Source organism: Pseudomonas sp. KH_046_2, assembly GCF_057838985.1.
Genome location: NZ_CM174480.1, coordinates 840,552 through 855,825, shown reverse-complemented (window position 1 = coordinate 855,825; position 15,274 = coordinate 840,552). Strand labels below are relative to the sequence as shown.

Genomic DNA, 15,274 nt, shown 5'->3' with positions numbered 1-15,274 from the left:
GATTTGGTTGCCGCAGCAGTGGTGGCTAACTGCGGTAGCACTTAAACGCTTGACTTATAAATGGGGGCCTTGCGGCGGATTTCAAGCCTGCTCGTCAATCGAAGGCGAAACCGGCGCAGGCGCCTTGCTGACCACGACCATTGCCGGGCGCAGCAGGCGACCATTGAGCTGATAGCCCTTCTGGAACACCTTCAGAACGCTGTTCGGCTCGACATCGGCGCTTTCCTGCATGGCCATCGCCTGATGTTGAACGGCGTTGAACGGTTCGCCATGCGGATCGATCGCTTCAAGCTGATAACGCTTGAGGGTGTCCTGGAACATTTTCAGGGTCAGCTCGATGCCTTCGCGCATCGGGCGGATGCTTTCGTCGTCCGGGCTGGACAGTTCCAGGCCGCGCTCCAGGCTGTCGACGATCGGCAGCAGGTCGCCGGCGAATTTTTCCAGCGCGAACTTGTGAGCCTTCTCCACATCCTGCTCGGCGCGACGGCGGACGTTCTGCAGATCGGCGGCTACACGCAAAGCCTGATCCTGAGCGCCTGCCAGTTGCTCTTCGAGCACTTGTACACGAGCCGCCAGGTCTACACCCGAAGCCTCGGGCGCCTGGTTGGCGTCTGGGTTTTGCGTATCCACTGTCTGTTCGTCAGCCATAGATTTCTCCTTTCAATTTCGTCCGCGAGCTCAACTCGCGCTTCTGCCCAGCTATATGGGGCCGCAAAATCCGGCTTCAAGGGGGTCCGACGATTAACCCTACAAAAAACAACTGCTTTGTCATTCCCGCTCGCGATAAGGCTTTCGTCGGACCGAGCGAATCGAGCTAACAAGAGGCATTGTCAGCCAGAAACAAAACACTGTATAAATAACCAGACCTAACACCTGGGAGCGGCCCATATGCTGGTGCACCTGTCCGTACACAACTACGCCATCGTTGAACATCTCGATCTCGAACTCGATCGCGGGATGAGCGTGATCACCGGGGAAACCGGCGCGGGCAAGTCGATCATGCTCGACGCGCTGGGCCTTACCCTGGGTGATCGCGCCGATAGCGGCGTGGTCCGCCCCGGCGCCGACAAGGCCGACATCCTGGCCACCTTCGATCTGGTCGACATTCCGGAAGCCAGCGCCTGGCTGGCCGAACGGGACCTCGAAAACGACGGCCCGTGCATCCTGCGCCGGGTCATCACTTCCGAAGGACGTTCGCGCGGCTACATCAACGGCACGCCCTGCCCGCTTGGCGACCTAAAGGCACTGGGCGAGCTGCTGATCGACATTCACAGCCAGCACGAACACCAATCCCTGCTAAAGACCGACACCCACCGCCGCCTGCTCGATGAATATGCCGGCGCGACCGATCTTGCCCGCCAGGTTCAACTCGCCGCCCAGCGCTGGCGCCAGACCCGCCAGGAACTGGAGCGACTCTCCAACTCCGGCGACGAGCAACGCGCCCGCCATCAGTTGCTCAGCTATCAACTCGAAGAACTGGAAAACCTTGGCCTTGGCGACAACGAACTGGAGCATCTGGAGCAGGAACACAAGAACCTGACCAACGCCGAGACCCTGCTCGGTATCTGCCGGCAAGTCGTCGAGCAATGCAGTGAAAGTGATTCCGGAAATGTACTGAACGCCCTCACCGCCAGCCTCAATCGCCTGTCGAGCGTGAACAGCTCGATCGGTGCGCTGGGCGAAGCCAGCAGCCTGTTGACCAGTGCACAGATCCAGGTTGAAGAGGCCGTGGGTGAACTGAACCGCTTCCTCGACAACTTCGACGCCGATCCGTCGCGCCTTCAATACCTCGAAGAGCGCCTCGACGCGATCTACACCCTGGCGCGCAAACACCGCATCCAGCCGACCGAAGTTGCCGAGATGCAGCAGAAACTGCTGGATGAAATCGAAACCCTCAACGCCAACGACGAATCCATCGAGCGGCTGAGCGATGAGCTGTCTTCATACGCTCGCCATTATCAGGAAAAGGCTCGGGAACTGAGCGATCTGCGCCATCAAGCCTCGAACAGCCTGGCCAGCGCCGTGGAACAGGAAATCCAGCGCCTGGGCATGCCTGGCGGGCGCTTCACCATTGAACTGCGCCCAAACAGCAGCGACGAACTGCTGCCTAACGGACTTGAACAGGTTGAACTGCTGGTCAGCGCCAACCCGGGCCAACCATTGAAAGCCTTGGCAAAAGTCGCATCCGGTGGCGAGCTGTCGCGGATCAGCCTGGCGATCCAGGTGATCACCGCACAAACCTCTCGCGTACCGACCCTTGTGTTCGACGAAGTCGATGTCGGCATTGGCGGCCCGACCGCGGAAATCGTCGGCCAGTTGCTGCGCAGGCTCGGCGAGCGCGGGCAGGTACTGACCGTGACCCACTTGCCGCAGGTGGCGGCGCAGGGTCATCAACATCTGTTTGTGCATAAAGTGCGTGGCGAAGATGCCACTCGCACCGCCGTTTCCAAATTGAGCAAAAACGACCGTGTCGAAGAAGTCGCACGGATGCTGGGCGGCATCGATCTCACCAAGGAGTCCCTGGCGCATGCCAAAAAAATGGTGGTGGCCGCAAAAGCTTGAATTGAATAAAGGCAGAAAGCACGAAGGCGACCCTGGGGTCGCCTTCGTTCGTTTCGCGAACTGACGTTCGCGCGACATGCTTACTTTTTCTTGCGCACGTACAGCACCAGATTGTGATCAACCATCTCGAAGCCATACTTGTCGACGATTGCTTTCTGAAGCCGCTCGATTTCTTCGTCGAAGAATTCGATCACTTCGCTGGTTTCGACGTTGACCATATGGTCGTGATGCTTTCCGTCGTCCAGTTCGAAGACCGCATGGCCTCCGTCGAAGTTGTGCCGCACCACAAGGCCAGCTGCCTCGAACTGGGTCAGGACACGGTAAACCGTGGCCAGACCGACGTCCTCACCAGCCTCCATAAGGGCCTTGTAGACATCCTCGGCACTCATGTGGCGCTGCTCGGCGGAATCGAGCATTTGCAGAATTTTGACCCGTGGCAGGGTCACTTTGAGGCCGGCTTTGCGTAGTTCGCTATTTTCAACCATGGTCAGCTTTCTCGCGATGCTGCTTCGCAGCTTCTCTTAATGCGGGTATGATCGGCGTTTACGTTGTCCCAGCCAAGATAGTGGAAGTCGCCCACCGATGCAAAACACCAAGCTCTTGCTAACCAGTTTCACCTTTGTGGGACTGCTCGCACTCGCCGGTTGTTCATTCCCCGGGGTTTACAAAATCGACATCCAGCAGGGCAATGTCGTCACGCAGGACATGATAGACCAGTTACGCCCGGGAATGACCCGTAAGCAAGTACGGTTTATCATGGGCAACCCTCTGCTGACTGACACGTTCCATGCCGATCGCTGGGATTATCTGTACAGCCTGCAACCGGGTGGCGGTGAACGCCAACAGGAACGCATTAGCGTTATCTTCAACCCAAATGATCAGCTTGTCAGCCTCTCTGGTGATTTCATGCCAGGCGTGAGCCGTGACGAAGCCATTCTCGGCAAGGACAGCGGCACGACAGTGGCTGCCCCGGCAGAAAACGTCGAGAAGCCAAAACCGGAAAAACCGGTCAAGCCAGGTTCGTTGCTGGATCAGATCCAGAAGGACGTCGACGGTGTAGAAACCGTTCCGGTCCCGACACCGCAACCACTGGATACCTCGCCGCAATAATTTGCGACACAATAAAAAGCCCGGCATGCCCGGGCTTTTTATTGTCTGGTGTTCAGGCTGCTCACTGATTCCGCGCTTTGGCCTCGGCAGCTTTCGCCGCGCGCAGTCGGCGCACCTCTTTCGGATCGGCCAGCAACGGGCGGTAAATCTCGATGCGATCCCCGGCCTGGACTACCCGACTCTCCGGGTCAGCTACCACCTTGCCGAAGATCCCCACAGGGCAATGAGTCAGATCCAGCTCCGGAAACTCTTCAGCCACAGCCGACCTGAGCAAGGCCGCCCGCACAGTCGTTCCGACAGGCACGTCCACTGTCAGCAGCACTTGACGATCTACGGCCGCGTAGACCACCTCGACTTCAATCATGACCTCAACCATGTATCTGCTTGGCGCGCTGGCAGAACGCATCCATCAGGGTATTGGCCGCCTGGTTGAACAGCGGTCCCAGGGTGGCGCGAACCAGCGGTCCGGCATAATCGAACGACAGATCAAGACTGATCTTGCAGGCTTTGTCGGTCAGCGCCTTGAATACCCAGATGCCATGCAATTGAGTGAAAGGGCCCTCTTCTAGGTTCATTTCGATCGACTGCCCCGGAACCAGGGTGTTGCGCGTCACGAAATGCTGACTGAGGCCACCCTTCGCCACGCCGACGCTCGCCCGCATATGCTCAGGTGAGCTCTCCAGGACTTCGGCGGACGAGCACCACGGTAGAAACTCCGGATAGCGCGCCACGTCGTTGACCAGGTCATACAGCGCTTGCGCCGGGTACGGCAGCAAGGCCGAACGTGAAATGTGTGTCGTCATGTCAGCGTCACTTCCACAGCTGGGCGGCAAACACTACGAGAATGCCGATGGGCGCCACATAGCGCATCAAGAACAAGGACAGGCCAAACAGCGCAGGATTACGGATCGACAACTCGTCGCGCACCGCCTCACGCCCCATGATCCAGCCCGCAAACACCACGAAACACAAACCGCCAAGCGGCAGCATGAGTCGCGAGGTGAAGAAATCGATCACGCCAAAGAAGTCGAGGCCACCGGCCGCTCCCCATTGGTAGAGGTGGAACATCCCGCCTTCGTTCACGAAGAACTTGGCCTCTTTCCAGATATTGAAGGAGAACACCGTGCCCAGACCGACAAACCAGCAGCTGAAAGCCAGCCAGAAGGTGACCCACGCACGACTCACTTTAGTGCGCTCGACCAGGTAGGCCACCATCGGTTCCAGCAGGGAAATCGCCGAGCTCCAGGCTGCGACCGCCACCAGCACGAAGAACACCACCCCCATCAATTGCCCGAACGCCACGTTACCGAAGGCAAACGGCAGGCTGACGAACATCAGGCCCGGTCCTTCGCTCGGATTCAGGCCCGCTGCGAAAACAATCGGAAACAATGCCAGGCCGGCCACCAGGGAAACGAAGGTGTCGAGCAGCGCTACGCCAACGACCGTCCCTGAGATCGACGAGTTCTTCGGCATGTAGGCGCCATAGATCATGATCGAGCCGACGCCCACGCTCAGGGAAAAGAACGCATGCCCCATCGCGGGCAACAAGCCGTCCAGGACCTTTTCCGGGTGGAAGTCGAACATGAAATGCACGCCTTCCATGAAATGCCCGGTGGTCATGCTGTAGCCCAGCAGCACCAGGATCATCACGAACAATAACGGCATCATGATGCGCAAACTGCGCTCAAGCCCGGCAACCACGCCCTTGGCGATCACCACCGCGGACAACAGCATGAAAATCGTGTGCCAAAGTGTCAGGCGCCAGGGATCGGCGATCACATTGCCGAAGTAAGCCCCCACCTGATCCGGCGTCGCGCCCTGAAAATCGCCACGCCCCATGTCGATGATGTAGTCCAGCGACCAGCCGCCAACCACACTGTAGAACGACAGAATCAGCAACGCCGTGATCATCCCGGCAAACGCGCCCCAGGACCATTTGGCCGAGTGCCCCGCCTCGACCGCCAGCATCTTCAAGGCGTTGGCCGGGCTCTGCCGGGCACGCCGGCCGATCAGGGTTTCCGCCAGCATCACCGGCACCCCGATCAGCGCGATGCAGGCCAGGAACATCAGCACGAAGGCGCCGCCGCCATAGACGCCGACCATGTACGGGAATTTCCAGATACTACCCAGCCCCACGGCCGAACCGGTCGCGGCGAGTATGAAGACCCAGCGGCTAGCCCAACTGCCGTGGACAGAAACCTTGTCTGTCGACATCGTTATCACGCCCAAGCGTTCAAAAAAGAGGCCGCATTGTCCGGGATTCAATCAACCTGCTCAAGCACGTAGCAACACCGTAGCCGACTCGCGTGCAACTCCCTATAATGCCGCCCCTATGGCTAAACAGAAGAAACACCCAACAGGGACCATCGCGCAAAACAAAAAGGCGCGACACGATTACTTCATCGAACATCGTTTCGAGGCTGGTCTGGTCCTGGCCGGCTGGGAAGTAAAAAGTCTGCGGGCAAGCAAGCTGCAGCTGGTTGACAGCTACGTGCTGCTCAAGGATGGCGAAGCCTGGCTGCTCGGCAGCCACATTACGCCCCTGACGACCGCCAGTACCCACGTCATCGCGGATCCGGTTCGCACCCGTAAATTGCTGCTCAACCGGCGCGAGCTGGAAAAGCTGGCCGCTGCCGTGCAGCAAAAGGGTTACGCCTGCGTGTGCCTGTCCTGGTACTGGAGCAAGCACATGGTCAAGTGCGAGATCGCCCTGGGCAAAGGCAAGAAGGAATACGACAAGCGCGATACCGAACGCGAACGCGACGCCGGTCGCGAGTTGCAGCGTGCGGTGCGCAACAAGGGCAAGGAAGACTGATTTTTCTGCCCTGGTGCGACTTTGTGGCGAGGGAGCTTGCTCCCGCTGGGGTGCTAAGCGCCCCCTCGCTTGACGGCGCCCATCACTAAAACTGCTGACGACTGCTGCGCAGCCGAACGGGAGCAAGCTCCCTCGCCACAATCAAGCTACCGCCTCACATCCCCTTGCGCCGCTCCGCCCGGGCCACGCGCTGCACTTCCTGACGCACCTCCTCCAGCACTTCCTGCACATACAGAATGTGCCGGCTGGAAACTTCCCGCGCCTGCTCCGCCCGCCCTTCGATAATCGCCTGATACAACTCCCGATGCTGCGTGATCAGCATGTCGCGGGTTTCAGTGCGCTGCTTGTACATGCCACCGATGTTGGTCACCACGTTGCGCTTGAGCAGGTCGAACAGCCCGCGAATGGTGTGCAGCAACACGGCATTGTGGCTGGCCTCGGCGATCGCCAGGTGAAACCTTGCGTCCGCCGCCCCCTCTTCGGCACGACTCACTTCTTCGTGACGCGAATAGCAGTCCTGCAATTCATTGAATGCCGCGGTCAGCCGCTCGCGGTCCACCTCCGTGGCACGCAGCGCCGCGTAGTAGGCGCAAGACGCTTCCAGCGTATGGCGAAACTCCAGCAGATCGCGTTGCGCCTCGGGATTGCTTTCCAGCAGATGCAACAAGGGATCACTGAAGGTGCTACCCAGTGATTCCACCACATAGTTGCCGCCGCCCTGGCGACTGACCAGCAGGCCCTTGGCGGTCAGCTTCTGAATGGCTTCGCGCAACGAAGGGCGTGACACGCCAAATTGCTCGGCCAGCGCACGCTCGGCCGGCAAGCGCTCACCCGCTTTCAGCGTGCCCTCGAGGATCATGCCCTCAAGCTGCTCGACAATATCGTCAGACAAACGGCGCTGACGAATCTGATCAAACCCCATAACTCGATTACTCCACGATCCGACGGCTCGCCGGCGCTCTATTCTGGCCTATCGGCGCCGCGCCAGCACCTGCCACAACGCATTTGGTCATACCAGGCGGACGACCTGCGCACTTCGCATTCGACAAAAGTTTTAGGGCGGCAAATTGACACACCGCCTACAAGGCTTTTACCCTAGCCAACAGCGATTGTAAATTGGTCTTACCAATTAACCAAGAACGCTGATCAGTGCCTGACCAACAACAATTAGGGGCCACCCCATATGCAAACCTGGCAACAGCTCTATACCCCGCTCGGCAGCCTCGGCCTGTCCGCACTCGCCGCCGTCATCCCCATCGTGTTTTTCTTCCTGGCTTTGGCCGTGTTCCGCCTCAAAGGACATGTGGCCGGCAGCATCACCCTGGCTTTGTCGATCCTGGTGGCGATCTTCGCTTTCCAGATGCCGGTCGATATGGCGTTCGCCGCCGCCGGGTATGGCTTCGCCTATGGCCTGTGGCCGATTGCCTGGATCATCGTGGCAGCGGTGTTCCTCTACAAACTGACGGTCAAGAGCGGGCAGTTTGAAGTCATCCGCAGTTCGGTCCTATCGATCACCGATGACCAGCGCCTGCAGGTCTTGCTGATCGGTTTCTGCTTCGGTGCCTTCCTCGAAGGCGCAGCCGGTTTTGGCGCACCCGTGGCGATTACCGCTGCGCTGCTGGTAGGGCTTGGCTTCAACCCGCTGTACGCCGCCGGCCTGTGCCTGATCGCCAACACCGCGCCGGTGGCCTTCGGCGCGCTGGGCATTCCGATCATCGTTGCCGGGCAAGTCACCGGCATCGACGCGTTCAAGATCGGCGCCATGACCGGTCGCCAATTGCCGCTGCTGTCGCTGTTCGTGCCCTTCTGGCTGGTGTTCATGATGGATGGCCTGCGCGGCGTGCGGGAAACCTGGCCGGCAGCCTTGGTGGCCGGCTTGAGCTTTGCCGTGACCCAGTACTTCACCTCGAACTTCATCGGTCCGGAACTGCCGGACATTACCTCAGCCCTGGCCAGCCTGATTTCCCTGACCCTGTTCCTGAAAGTCTGGCAACCAAAACGCGCCGCCGGCCAACACATCGTTGGCGCTGTCTCGGCTTCCGTGGTGAGCGCCAGCGTCGGTGGTTTCGGCCAGAAACGCACTACCGTGGCTTCGCCTTACAGCCTTGGGGAAATCTTCAAGGCCTGGTCGCCGTTCCTGATCCTGACCGTACTGGTCACCATCTGGACCCTGAAGCCGTTCAAGGCGATGTTCGCCGCTGGCGGTTCGATGTACAGCTGGGTGTTCAACTTCGCCATCCCGCACCTGGACCAGATGGTGATCAAGGTCGCACCGATCGTGACCGCGCCAACCGCCCTTCCGGCAGTATTCAAACTGGACCCGATTTCCGCCACCGGCACGGCGATTTTCTTCTCGGCCCTGATTTCCATGCTGGTGCTGAAGATCAATCTCAAAACTGGTCTGACCACTTTTAAAGAGACCTTCTACGAACTGCGCTGGCCGATCCTGTCCATCGGCATGGTGCTGGCCTTCGCCTTCGTCACCAACTACTCGGGCATGTCCTCGACCATGGCCCTGGTATTGGCAGGCACCGGCGCGGCGTTCCCGTTCTTCTCGCCATTCCTCGGCTGGCTGGGCGTATTCCTCACCGGTTCCGATACCTCGTCCAACGCGCTGTTCAGTTCGCTGCAAGCGACCACTGCGCACCAGATCGGCGTCAACGACACCTTGCTGGTGGCGGCGAACACCAGCGGCGGCGTGACCGGCAAGATGATCTCGCCACAATCGATCGCCGTGGCTTGTGCCGCGACCGGCCTGGTGGGCAAAGAATCGGATCTGTTCCGCTTCACCCTCAAGCACAGCCTATTCTTTGCAACGATTGTCGGCTTGATCACGTTGGCCCAGGCCTACTGGTTCACCGGCATGCTGGTGCACTAAGGGCTACAGGCAACACGATAAAAACCGACGCCGGGCCACGCCCCCGGCGTCCGCTATTCACACCCCGGTCTGTAAGGCTGCTGAAAGCTTCCGGCTCTATATTCAGCAGCCTCGACAGACGAATAACCGGGACCACCCGGAGACCGCCTGATGAGCGAGCTTTTTTACAACGCCGTGCCGAATGCGACCCGTGTCGCCCCGCCACTGCCCGAGCCTCGGCAATACCCCAGTGAGAAACCTTCACGGGTCTACCTGTTCGGGACCTGCGTGGTCGATTTGTTCTACCCGGAAGCCGGGATGGATGCGATCCACCTGTTGGAGCGCGAAGGCATTCGTGTCGAATACCCGCAAGGGCAAAGCTGCTGCGGCCAACCGGCCTACACCTCGGGCTACACCGAACAGGCACGGACCGTGGCGCGCTCGCAACTGGCGCTGTTTGCCGGTGACTATCCGGTGGTGGTGCCGTCAGGTTCTTGCGCGGGCATGCTGCGCGAACATTACGCCGACTTGTTCAAGGACGAGCCGGACACGTTGAAACAGGTCCAGGCCCTGGCTGCCAGAACCTACGAACTGGCCGAGTTCCTGTTGTTTGTCTGCAAGGTGCAGCTCAAGGACAGCGGCGAGCCTGTAAAAGTGGCGCTGCACACCTCGTGCTCGGCACGCCGTGAAATGAACACCCACCTGCACGGCCGCGAGTTGTTGGCGCAACTGAGCAATGTGGAGCGGGTCAATCACGATCACGAAAGTGAGTGCTGTGGCTTTGGTGGGACATTCAGCGTCCGTATGCCAGACATTTCCGGCGCGATGGTGGCTGACAAGACCCGGGCGCTGAAGGAATCTGGCGCGCACAAGGTGTTGAGTGCCGACTGCGGCTGTTTGATGAACATCAACGGCTCGCTGGAAAAGCAGCAGGAAGCGTTACGCGGTCAGCATCTGGCCAGTTTTCTCTGGCAGCGAACCGGAGGTGCGAAATGAGCACCTCGACGATTATTCCTACGGTTGCCGTAGAAGAAGATTTCCGCACCCGCGCCCACAACGCGCTGGGTGACGCGCAATTGCGAGGCAACTTTCGCAAGGCGATGGATTCACTGATGAGCAAACGGGCAGCGGCGTTCAGCGATGCCCATGAAAGAGAACACTTGCGCGCACTGGGCAATGCAATCCGTGCCCGCGCGCTCTCCAAGTTGCCCGACCTGCTCGAGCAACTGGAACAGAACCTGACCCGCAACGGTGTGACAGTGCACTGGGCGGAAACGGTGGACGAAGCCAATGGCATCGTCCTCTCGATCATCCGCGCTCACGAGGGGCGGCAAGTGATCAAGGGCAAATCGATGGTCAGCGAAGAGATGGAGATGAACCATTTCCTCGCTGATCGGGGCATTGAATGCCTGGAATCGGACATGGGCGAGTACATCGTCCAGCTCGACCACGAGAAGCCTTCACACATAATCATGCCGGCAATCCACAAGAATGCCGGTCAGGTCGCGTCCTTGTTCCACGACAAACTTGGCGTGGAATACACCAAGGACGTTGACCAACTCATTCAGATCGGCCGCAGAGTCCTGCGGCAGAAATTCTTCGAAGCGGACATCGGCGTCTCCGGCGTCAACTTCGCCGTGGCCGAAACCGGCACCCTGCTGCTGGTGGAAAACGAAGGCAACGGTCGCATGACCACCACGGTGCCGCCGGTGCACATTGCCGTCACCGGCATCGAGAAAGTCGTCGAGAACCTGCGCGACGTGGTGCCATTGCTGTCATTGCTGACCCGCTCAGCCCTGGGCATCCCGATCACCACCTACGTCAACATGATCTCCGGCCCGCGCAAGGAACATGAACTTGACGGCCCGCAGGAAGTACACCTCGTACTGCTCGATAACGGCCGCAGCCAGGCCTTTGCCGACAGCGAATTGCGCCAGACCCTGAACTGCATTCGCTGCGGCGCCTGTATGAATCATTGCCCGGTCTACACCCGAATCGGCGGCCATGCCTATGGGGAGGTTTACCCCGGCCCTATCGGAAAAATCATCACCCCGCACATGGTCGGCCTGGCGAAAGTCCCGGATCACCCGAGTGCTTCTTCGCTGTGCGGCGCCTGCGGTGAAGTCTGCCCAGTGAAAATCCCGATCCCTGCTCTGTTGCGGCGCCTGCGGGAAGAAAACGTCAAGGCCCCGGACAGCCCCCATCAAGTGATGCGCGGCCAGGGCAGCAAGTATTCGCGCAAGGAGCGGTTCATCTGGAATGCCTGGGCGAAGCTCAACAGTTCGCCGTCGCTCTATCGCCTGTTCGGTTTCTTCGCCACTCGTTTGCGCGCCCTCACGCCGAGCAATGTCGGCCCGTGGACGCAAAACCACAGCGCACCGAAACCCGCTGCCCGCTCGCTGCATGACATGGCCCGCGAACATTTGGCCAAACAGGGAGACCGTTGATGAGCGCCAAGCAAAATATCCTCGCTAAGCTGCGTAAAAGTCTGACAGGCACCACGCCTGTGGCTGACAACTTCGATGTCGATCTAGTGACCCAGCCTTACACCTACGCGCCTGAGCAACGCATTGCGCAACTGCGCAAACTGATGGAATCGGTGCACACGGAAATTCATCTGACGTCCGGCGAAGAGTGGCCGACGCTACTCGCGCAATTGCTGCAGGACCGCCAATTGCCGAGTCTGCTGATCGCACCGACAACGCCCCACGGTCAACGGATCACGCAGCACTGGGCGAATAATCCCGGCCAGCCAATGCTCAAGGCCTACAACCGTCCGGTTGAAGAATGGAAAGCCGAGCTGTTCAACGACACCCCGGCGAGCATCACTGGAACCCTCGGCGCCATCGCTGCCACGGGCAGCCTGATTCTCTGGCCGACCCGGGAAGAACCGCGCCTGATGAGCCTGGTGCCACCGATCCATTTCGCCCTGCTCAAGGCCAGTGAAATCCGCGACAACTTCTATCAGGTGCAACAGGAATTCCAATGGGCCCAGGGCATGCCGACCAACGCGTTGCTGGTATCCGGCCCGTCGAAGACCGCCGATATCGAACAAGTGCTGGCGTACGGCGCCCACGGTCCGAAGGACCTGGTGGTACTGATCCTGGAGGACCAATGAGTCTACCGGCCGCTTTCCTGCGTGATGCACAGCTACTGATTCCCCAAGAGCGACGTTTCGACGACCCGTTGTCGACCCTGGCCTTCGGCACCGACGCCAGCTTCTACCGGTTGATTCCGCAACTGGTGATCCGCGTCGAATCAGAAGACGAAGTGGTGGCGCTGCTGCAACTGGCGCAACGGGATCAGGTGCCGGTGACTTTCCGCGCCGCCGGCACCAGCTTGTCCGGCCAGGCCATCAGCGACTCGGTGTTGATCGTGCTGGGGGATAGCTGGAACGCTCGCGAGATCCGCGGCCAAGGCACGCAAATCCGTCTGCAGCCAGGCGTGATCGGCGCCCAGGCCAATGCCTGGCTGGCACCGTTCGGCCGCAAGATCGGCCCGGACCCGGCCTCGATCAACGCCTGCAAGATCGGCGGCATCGTCGCCAACAATGCCAGCGGCATGTGCTGCGGCACGGCGCAAAACACCTATCACACCCTGGCCGGCATTCGCCTGGTGCTGGCCGACGGCAGTCGTCTCGATACCGAGGATGCCGCCAGCGTTGAGGCGTTTCGCCAAAGCCACGCCGCCCTGCTGGAGCGCCTGGCGACCCTGGGCCGCGAGACCCGGGCAAACGCCGAGCTGGCTGCGAAAATTCGCCACAAATACCGTCTGAAAAATACCACCGGCCTGTCGCTCAATGCCCTGGTGGATTTCGACGAGCCTGTGGATATCTTGAGCCACTTGCTGGTGGGCTCCGAAGGCACGCTCGGGTTCATCAGTGCCGTGACCTACGACACCGTGATCGACCATCCGAACAAGGCCTCGGCCCTGATTGTGTTCCCGGATGTCGAGACCTGCTGCAACGCAGTCACCGTACTGAAAAGCCAACCGGTGTCGGCCGTGGAACTGCTGGACCGCCGCAGCCTGCGTTCAGTGCAGGACAAACCCGGCATGCCGCCTTTCGTACAGCATCTGTCGAACAATGCCTGCGCCTTGCTGATCGAATCCCGCGCCGCGTCGTCCACCTTGCTGCACGAACAACTGGCGCAGATCATGGCGTCGCTGAAGGCGTTCCCGGTGGAAAAGCAGGTCGACTTCACCGAAGACCCGCAGGAAAACGCCCGTCTCTGGGCCATCCGCAAGGACACCTTCCCGGCCGTCGGCGCAGTGCGCAAGACCGGCACCACGGTGATCATCGAAGACGTCACCTTCCCGGTCGAACAGCTGGCCATCGGCGTCAACCGCCTGATCGAACTGTTCGACAAACATCACTACGACGAAGCGATCCTTTTCGGACACGCCCTGGAAGGCAATCTGCACTTCGTCTTCACCCAAGGCTTCAACAGCCCGGAAGAAGTCGCACGTTATCAGGCGTTCATGGACGACGTGGCGCAACTGGTGGCGGTGGAATTTGGTGGATCGCTGAAAGCCGAACACGGCACCGGGCGCAACATGGCGCCGTTCGTTGAACTGGAATGGGGCAGCGATGCCTACCAGTTGATGTGGCAACTCAAACGACTGCTCGACCCCAACGGCATCCTCAACCCGGACGTGGTACTCAGCGAAGATCCACAGATCCACCTCAAGCACCTCAAGCCCTTGCCTGCCGCTGACGAGATTGTGGACAAGTGCATCGAATGCGGCTTCTGCGAACCGGTCTGCCCGTCGAAAGGCCTGACCCTGAGCCCGCGCCAACGCATCGTGATCTGGCGCGACATCCAGGCGAAGAAACGCGCGGGCATCGATACGTCCGAACTCGAAGCCGCCTACGACTATCAAGGCATCGATACCTGCGCCGCCACCGGCCTGTGCGCACAACGTTGCCCTGTAGGCATCAATACCGGCGAGCTGGTGAAAAAGCTGCGTAGCCGGAAGGCGACACATACGAAAACCGCCAACTGGCTTGAAGGACATTTCGCCACGGCCCTGCAAGGTGCACGCTTCACCCTGCACGTGGCCAATGGCGCGCGGATGTTGCTGGGGGCGCCGAGATTGGCGAAGTTGTCGGCGACGTTGACGCGCCTGTCCAAGGGTCAGGTCCCGCAATGGACCAACGCGATGCCGCAACCGGAAAAAGCCATTCGCTTCAGTCCGACGGTGACGGACGCCCGCCCGCGCGTGGTCTATCTGGCGGCCTGTGTATCCCGCGCCATGGGTCCGGCGGCGGGCGACACGGAGCAAATGTCGCTGCACGACAAGACCCGCGGCCTGCTGGAAAAGGCCGGCTACCAGGTGGTGTTCCCGGACAACCTCGACAATCTGTGCTGCGGTCAGCCATTCGCCTCCAAAGGCTACGCCGAGCAAGCCGAAAACAAACGCCAGGAGCTGATCGGCGCCCTGCTCCACGCCAGCCGTGGCGGGCTCGACCCGATCTACTGCGACACCAGCCCCTGCACCTTGCGCCTGGTTCAAGACCTCGGCGAAGTCCGTCTGGACCTGTACGACCCGGTACGCTTCATCCGCACACACTTGATGGATCGCCTGGATTTCACGCCACAGGAGGCGCCGATCGCTGTGCACGTAACCTGCAGCACACAACACCTCGGGGAAAGCCAGGCGTTGATCGACCTGGCGCGCAAGTGCAGCAAAAACGTGGTCATTCCCGAAGGTATCCACTGCTGCGGCTTCGCCGGCGACAAGGGCTTCACCACCCCGGAGCTGAACGCCCACTCGCTGCGCACGCTCAAGGACGCGGTGCAGCAGTGCAGCGAGGGGATTTCCACCAGCCGCACCTGTGAGATCGGTTTGACGCAACATGGCGGCATTGACTACCACGGACTAGTCTATCTGGTGGACCGCGTTTCCCAGGCTAGGGAGCCCTGAAATCT

At 60.1% G+C, this 15,274-nt stretch carries 14 protein-coding genes; 8 read left to right on the top strand and 6 right to left on the bottom strand.

What is annotated here, in order from left to right:
* Positions 1–81: 81 nt before the first annotated feature.
* Positions 82–648, bottom strand: coding sequence for a nucleotide exchange factor GrpE (gene grpE, locus AC3IX1_RS03840; RefSeq protein ID WP_489387194.1), 567 nt, complete (start codon positions 646–648; stop codon positions 82–84).
* A gap of 240 nt (positions 649–888) precedes the next feature.
* Between grpE and recN the strand changes: the two genes are divergently transcribed.
* A complete protein-coding gene (recN, locus tag AC3IX1_RS03835; protein WP_489387193.1) occupies positions 889–2,562 on the top strand; it encodes a DNA repair protein RecN in 1,674 nt (557 codons plus the stop codon).
* An 80-nt stretch (positions 2,563–2,642) separates the two neighbouring features.
* Here recN and fur read toward each other — a convergent pair whose 3' ends face one another.
* The gene (gene fur, locus AC3IX1_RS03830) at positions 2,643–3,047 is read right to left on the bottom strand and encodes a ferric iron uptake transcriptional regulator (RefSeq protein ID WP_003197684.1); all 405 of its coding nucleotides are present in this window, start codon (positions 3,045–3,047) and stop codon (positions 2,643–2,645) included.
* Between the two features lie 97 nt (positions 3,048–3,144).
* On the opposite strand from fur, the gene AC3IX1_RS03825 reads away from it, so the two are divergent.
* Positions 3,145–3,672 carry an outer membrane protein assembly factor BamE gene (locus AC3IX1_RS03825; protein WP_007973139.1) on the top strand — a complete coding sequence of 176 codons (528 nt, stop codon included), beginning with the start codon at positions 3,145–3,147 and terminating at the stop codon, positions 3,670–3,672.
* Between the two features lie 61 nt (positions 3,673–3,733).
* On the opposite strand, the gene AC3IX1_RS03820 is transcribed toward AC3IX1_RS03825, so the two are convergent.
* The 3 genes from AC3IX1_RS03820 to AC3IX1_RS03810 are packed head-to-tail and all read right to left on the bottom strand — an operon-like array spanning position 3,734 to position 5,886.
* Complete coding sequence (locus AC3IX1_RS03820; RefSeq protein WP_489387192.1) at positions 3,734–4,048, bottom strand: RnfH family protein; 315 nt, start codon at positions 4,046–4,048, stop codon at positions 3,734–3,736.
* Entirely contained in the window at positions 4,041–4,475 is a 435-nt protein-coding gene (locus tag AC3IX1_RS03815; RefSeq protein ID WP_104450883.1) for a type II toxin-antitoxin system RatA family toxin, read from the bottom strand. The genes AC3IX1_RS03820 and AC3IX1_RS03815 overlap by 8 nt, the downstream gene beginning before the upstream one ends.
* Positions 4,476–4,482: 7 nt before the next feature.
* Positions 4,483–5,886 carry a sodium-dependent transporter gene (locus tag AC3IX1_RS03810; protein WP_489387191.1) on the bottom strand — a complete coding sequence of 468 codons (1,404 nt, stop codon included), beginning with the start codon at positions 5,884–5,886 and terminating at the stop codon, positions 4,483–4,485.
* 118 nt (positions 5,887–6,004) lie between these two features.
* On the opposite strand from AC3IX1_RS03810, the gene smpB reads away from it, so the two are divergent.
* Positions 6,005–6,487 carry an SsrA-binding protein SmpB gene (gene smpB, locus AC3IX1_RS03805; RefSeq protein ID WP_008057382.1) on the top strand — a complete coding sequence of 161 codons (483 nt, stop codon included), beginning with the start codon at positions 6,005–6,007 and terminating at the stop codon, positions 6,485–6,487.
* Between the two features lie 154 nt (positions 6,488–6,641).
* Here smpB and AC3IX1_RS03800 read toward each other — a convergent pair whose 3' ends face one another.
* On the bottom strand, positions 6,642–7,409 hold the full coding sequence (locus AC3IX1_RS03800; RefSeq protein ID WP_150727499.1) for a GntR family transcriptional regulator: 768 nt from the start codon (positions 7,407–7,409) through the stop codon (positions 6,642–6,644).
* Between the two features lie 261 nt (positions 7,410–7,670).
* Here AC3IX1_RS03800 and AC3IX1_RS03795 point away from each other — a divergent pair, with 261 nt between their 5' ends.
* The 5 genes from AC3IX1_RS03795 to AC3IX1_RS03775 all read left to right on the top strand — a co-directional run bounded on the left by AC3IX1_RS03795 (position 7,671) and on the right by AC3IX1_RS03775 (position 15,269).
* On the top strand, positions 7,671–9,365 hold the full coding sequence (locus AC3IX1_RS03795) for a lactate permease LctP family transporter (RefSeq protein ID WP_489387190.1): 1,695 nt from the start codon (positions 7,671–7,673) through the stop codon (positions 9,363–9,365).
* Between the two features lie 150 nt (positions 9,366–9,515).
* A complete protein-coding gene (locus AC3IX1_RS03790; protein ID WP_151214254.1) occupies positions 9,516–10,340 on the top strand; it encodes a (Fe-S)-binding protein in 825 nt (274 codons plus the stop codon).
* Positions 10,337–11,791, top strand: a complete 1,455-nt coding sequence (locus AC3IX1_RS03785) for a LutB/LldF family L-lactate oxidation iron-sulfur protein (protein WP_489387189.1) — start codon at positions 10,337–10,339, stop codon at positions 11,789–11,791. The genes AC3IX1_RS03790 and AC3IX1_RS03785 overlap by 4 nt, the downstream gene beginning before the upstream one ends.
* Entirely contained in the window at positions 11,791–12,462 is a 672-nt protein-coding gene (locus tag AC3IX1_RS03780; RefSeq protein ID WP_489387188.1) for a LutC/YkgG family protein, read from the top strand. The genes AC3IX1_RS03785 and AC3IX1_RS03780 overlap by 1 nt, the downstream gene beginning before the upstream one ends.
* Entirely contained in the window at positions 12,459–15,269 is a 2,811-nt protein-coding gene (locus AC3IX1_RS03775) for an FAD-binding and (Fe-S)-binding domain-containing protein (RefSeq protein ID WP_489387187.1), read from the top strand. The genes AC3IX1_RS03780 and AC3IX1_RS03775 overlap by 4 nt, the downstream gene beginning before the upstream one ends.
* Positions 15,270–15,274 lie beyond the last annotated feature (5 nt).

Coding starts and splice junctions, on each gene's coding strand:
- grpE (WP_489387194.1), bottom strand. CDS start 648: ATGGCTGACGAACAGACAGTGGATACGCAAAACCCAGACGCCAACCAG.
- AC3IX1_RS03820 (WP_489387192.1), bottom strand. CDS start 4,048: ATGGTTGAGGTCATGATTGAAGTCGAGGTGGTCTACGCGGCCGTAGAT.
- AC3IX1_RS03795 (WP_489387190.1), top strand. CDS start 7,671: ATGCAAACCTGGCAACAGCTCTATACCCCGCTCGGCAGCCTCGGCCTG.
- AC3IX1_RS03780 (WP_489387188.1), top strand. CDS start 11,791: ATGAGCGCCAAGCAAAATATCCTCGCTAAGCTGCGTAAAAGTCTGACA.
- recN (WP_489387193.1), top strand. CDS start 889: ATGCTGGTGCACCTGTCCGTACACAACTACGCCATCGTTGAACATCTC.
- AC3IX1_RS03790 (WP_151214254.1), top strand. CDS start 9,516: ATGAGCGAGCTTTTTTACAACGCCGTGCCGAATGCGACCCGTGTCGCC.
- AC3IX1_RS03800 (WP_150727499.1), bottom strand. CDS start 7,409: ATGGGGTTTGATCAGATTCGTCAGCGCCGTTTGTCTGACGATATTGTC.
- AC3IX1_RS03815 (WP_104450883.1), bottom strand. CDS start 4,475: ATGACGACACACATTTCACGTTCGGCCTTGCTGCCGTACCCGGCGCAA.
- AC3IX1_RS03810 (WP_489387191.1), bottom strand. CDS start 5,886: ATGTCGACAGACAAGGTTTCTGTCCACGGCAGTTGGGCTAGCCGCTGG.
- smpB (WP_008057382.1), top strand. CDS start 6,005: ATGGCTAAACAGAAGAAACACCCAACAGGGACCATCGCGCAAAACAAA.
- AC3IX1_RS03785 (WP_489387189.1), top strand. CDS start 10,337: ATGAGCACCTCGACGATTATTCCTACGGTTGCCGTAGAAGAAGATTTC.
- AC3IX1_RS03775 (WP_489387187.1), top strand. CDS start 12,459: ATGAGTCTACCGGCCGCTTTCCTGCGTGATGCACAGCTACTGATTCCC.
- fur (WP_003197684.1), bottom strand. CDS start 3,047: ATGGTTGAAAATAGCGAACTACGCAAAGCCGGCCTCAAAGTGACCCTG.
- AC3IX1_RS03825 (WP_007973139.1), top strand. CDS start 3,145: ATGCAAAACACCAAGCTCTTGCTAACCAGTTTCACCTTTGTGGGACTG.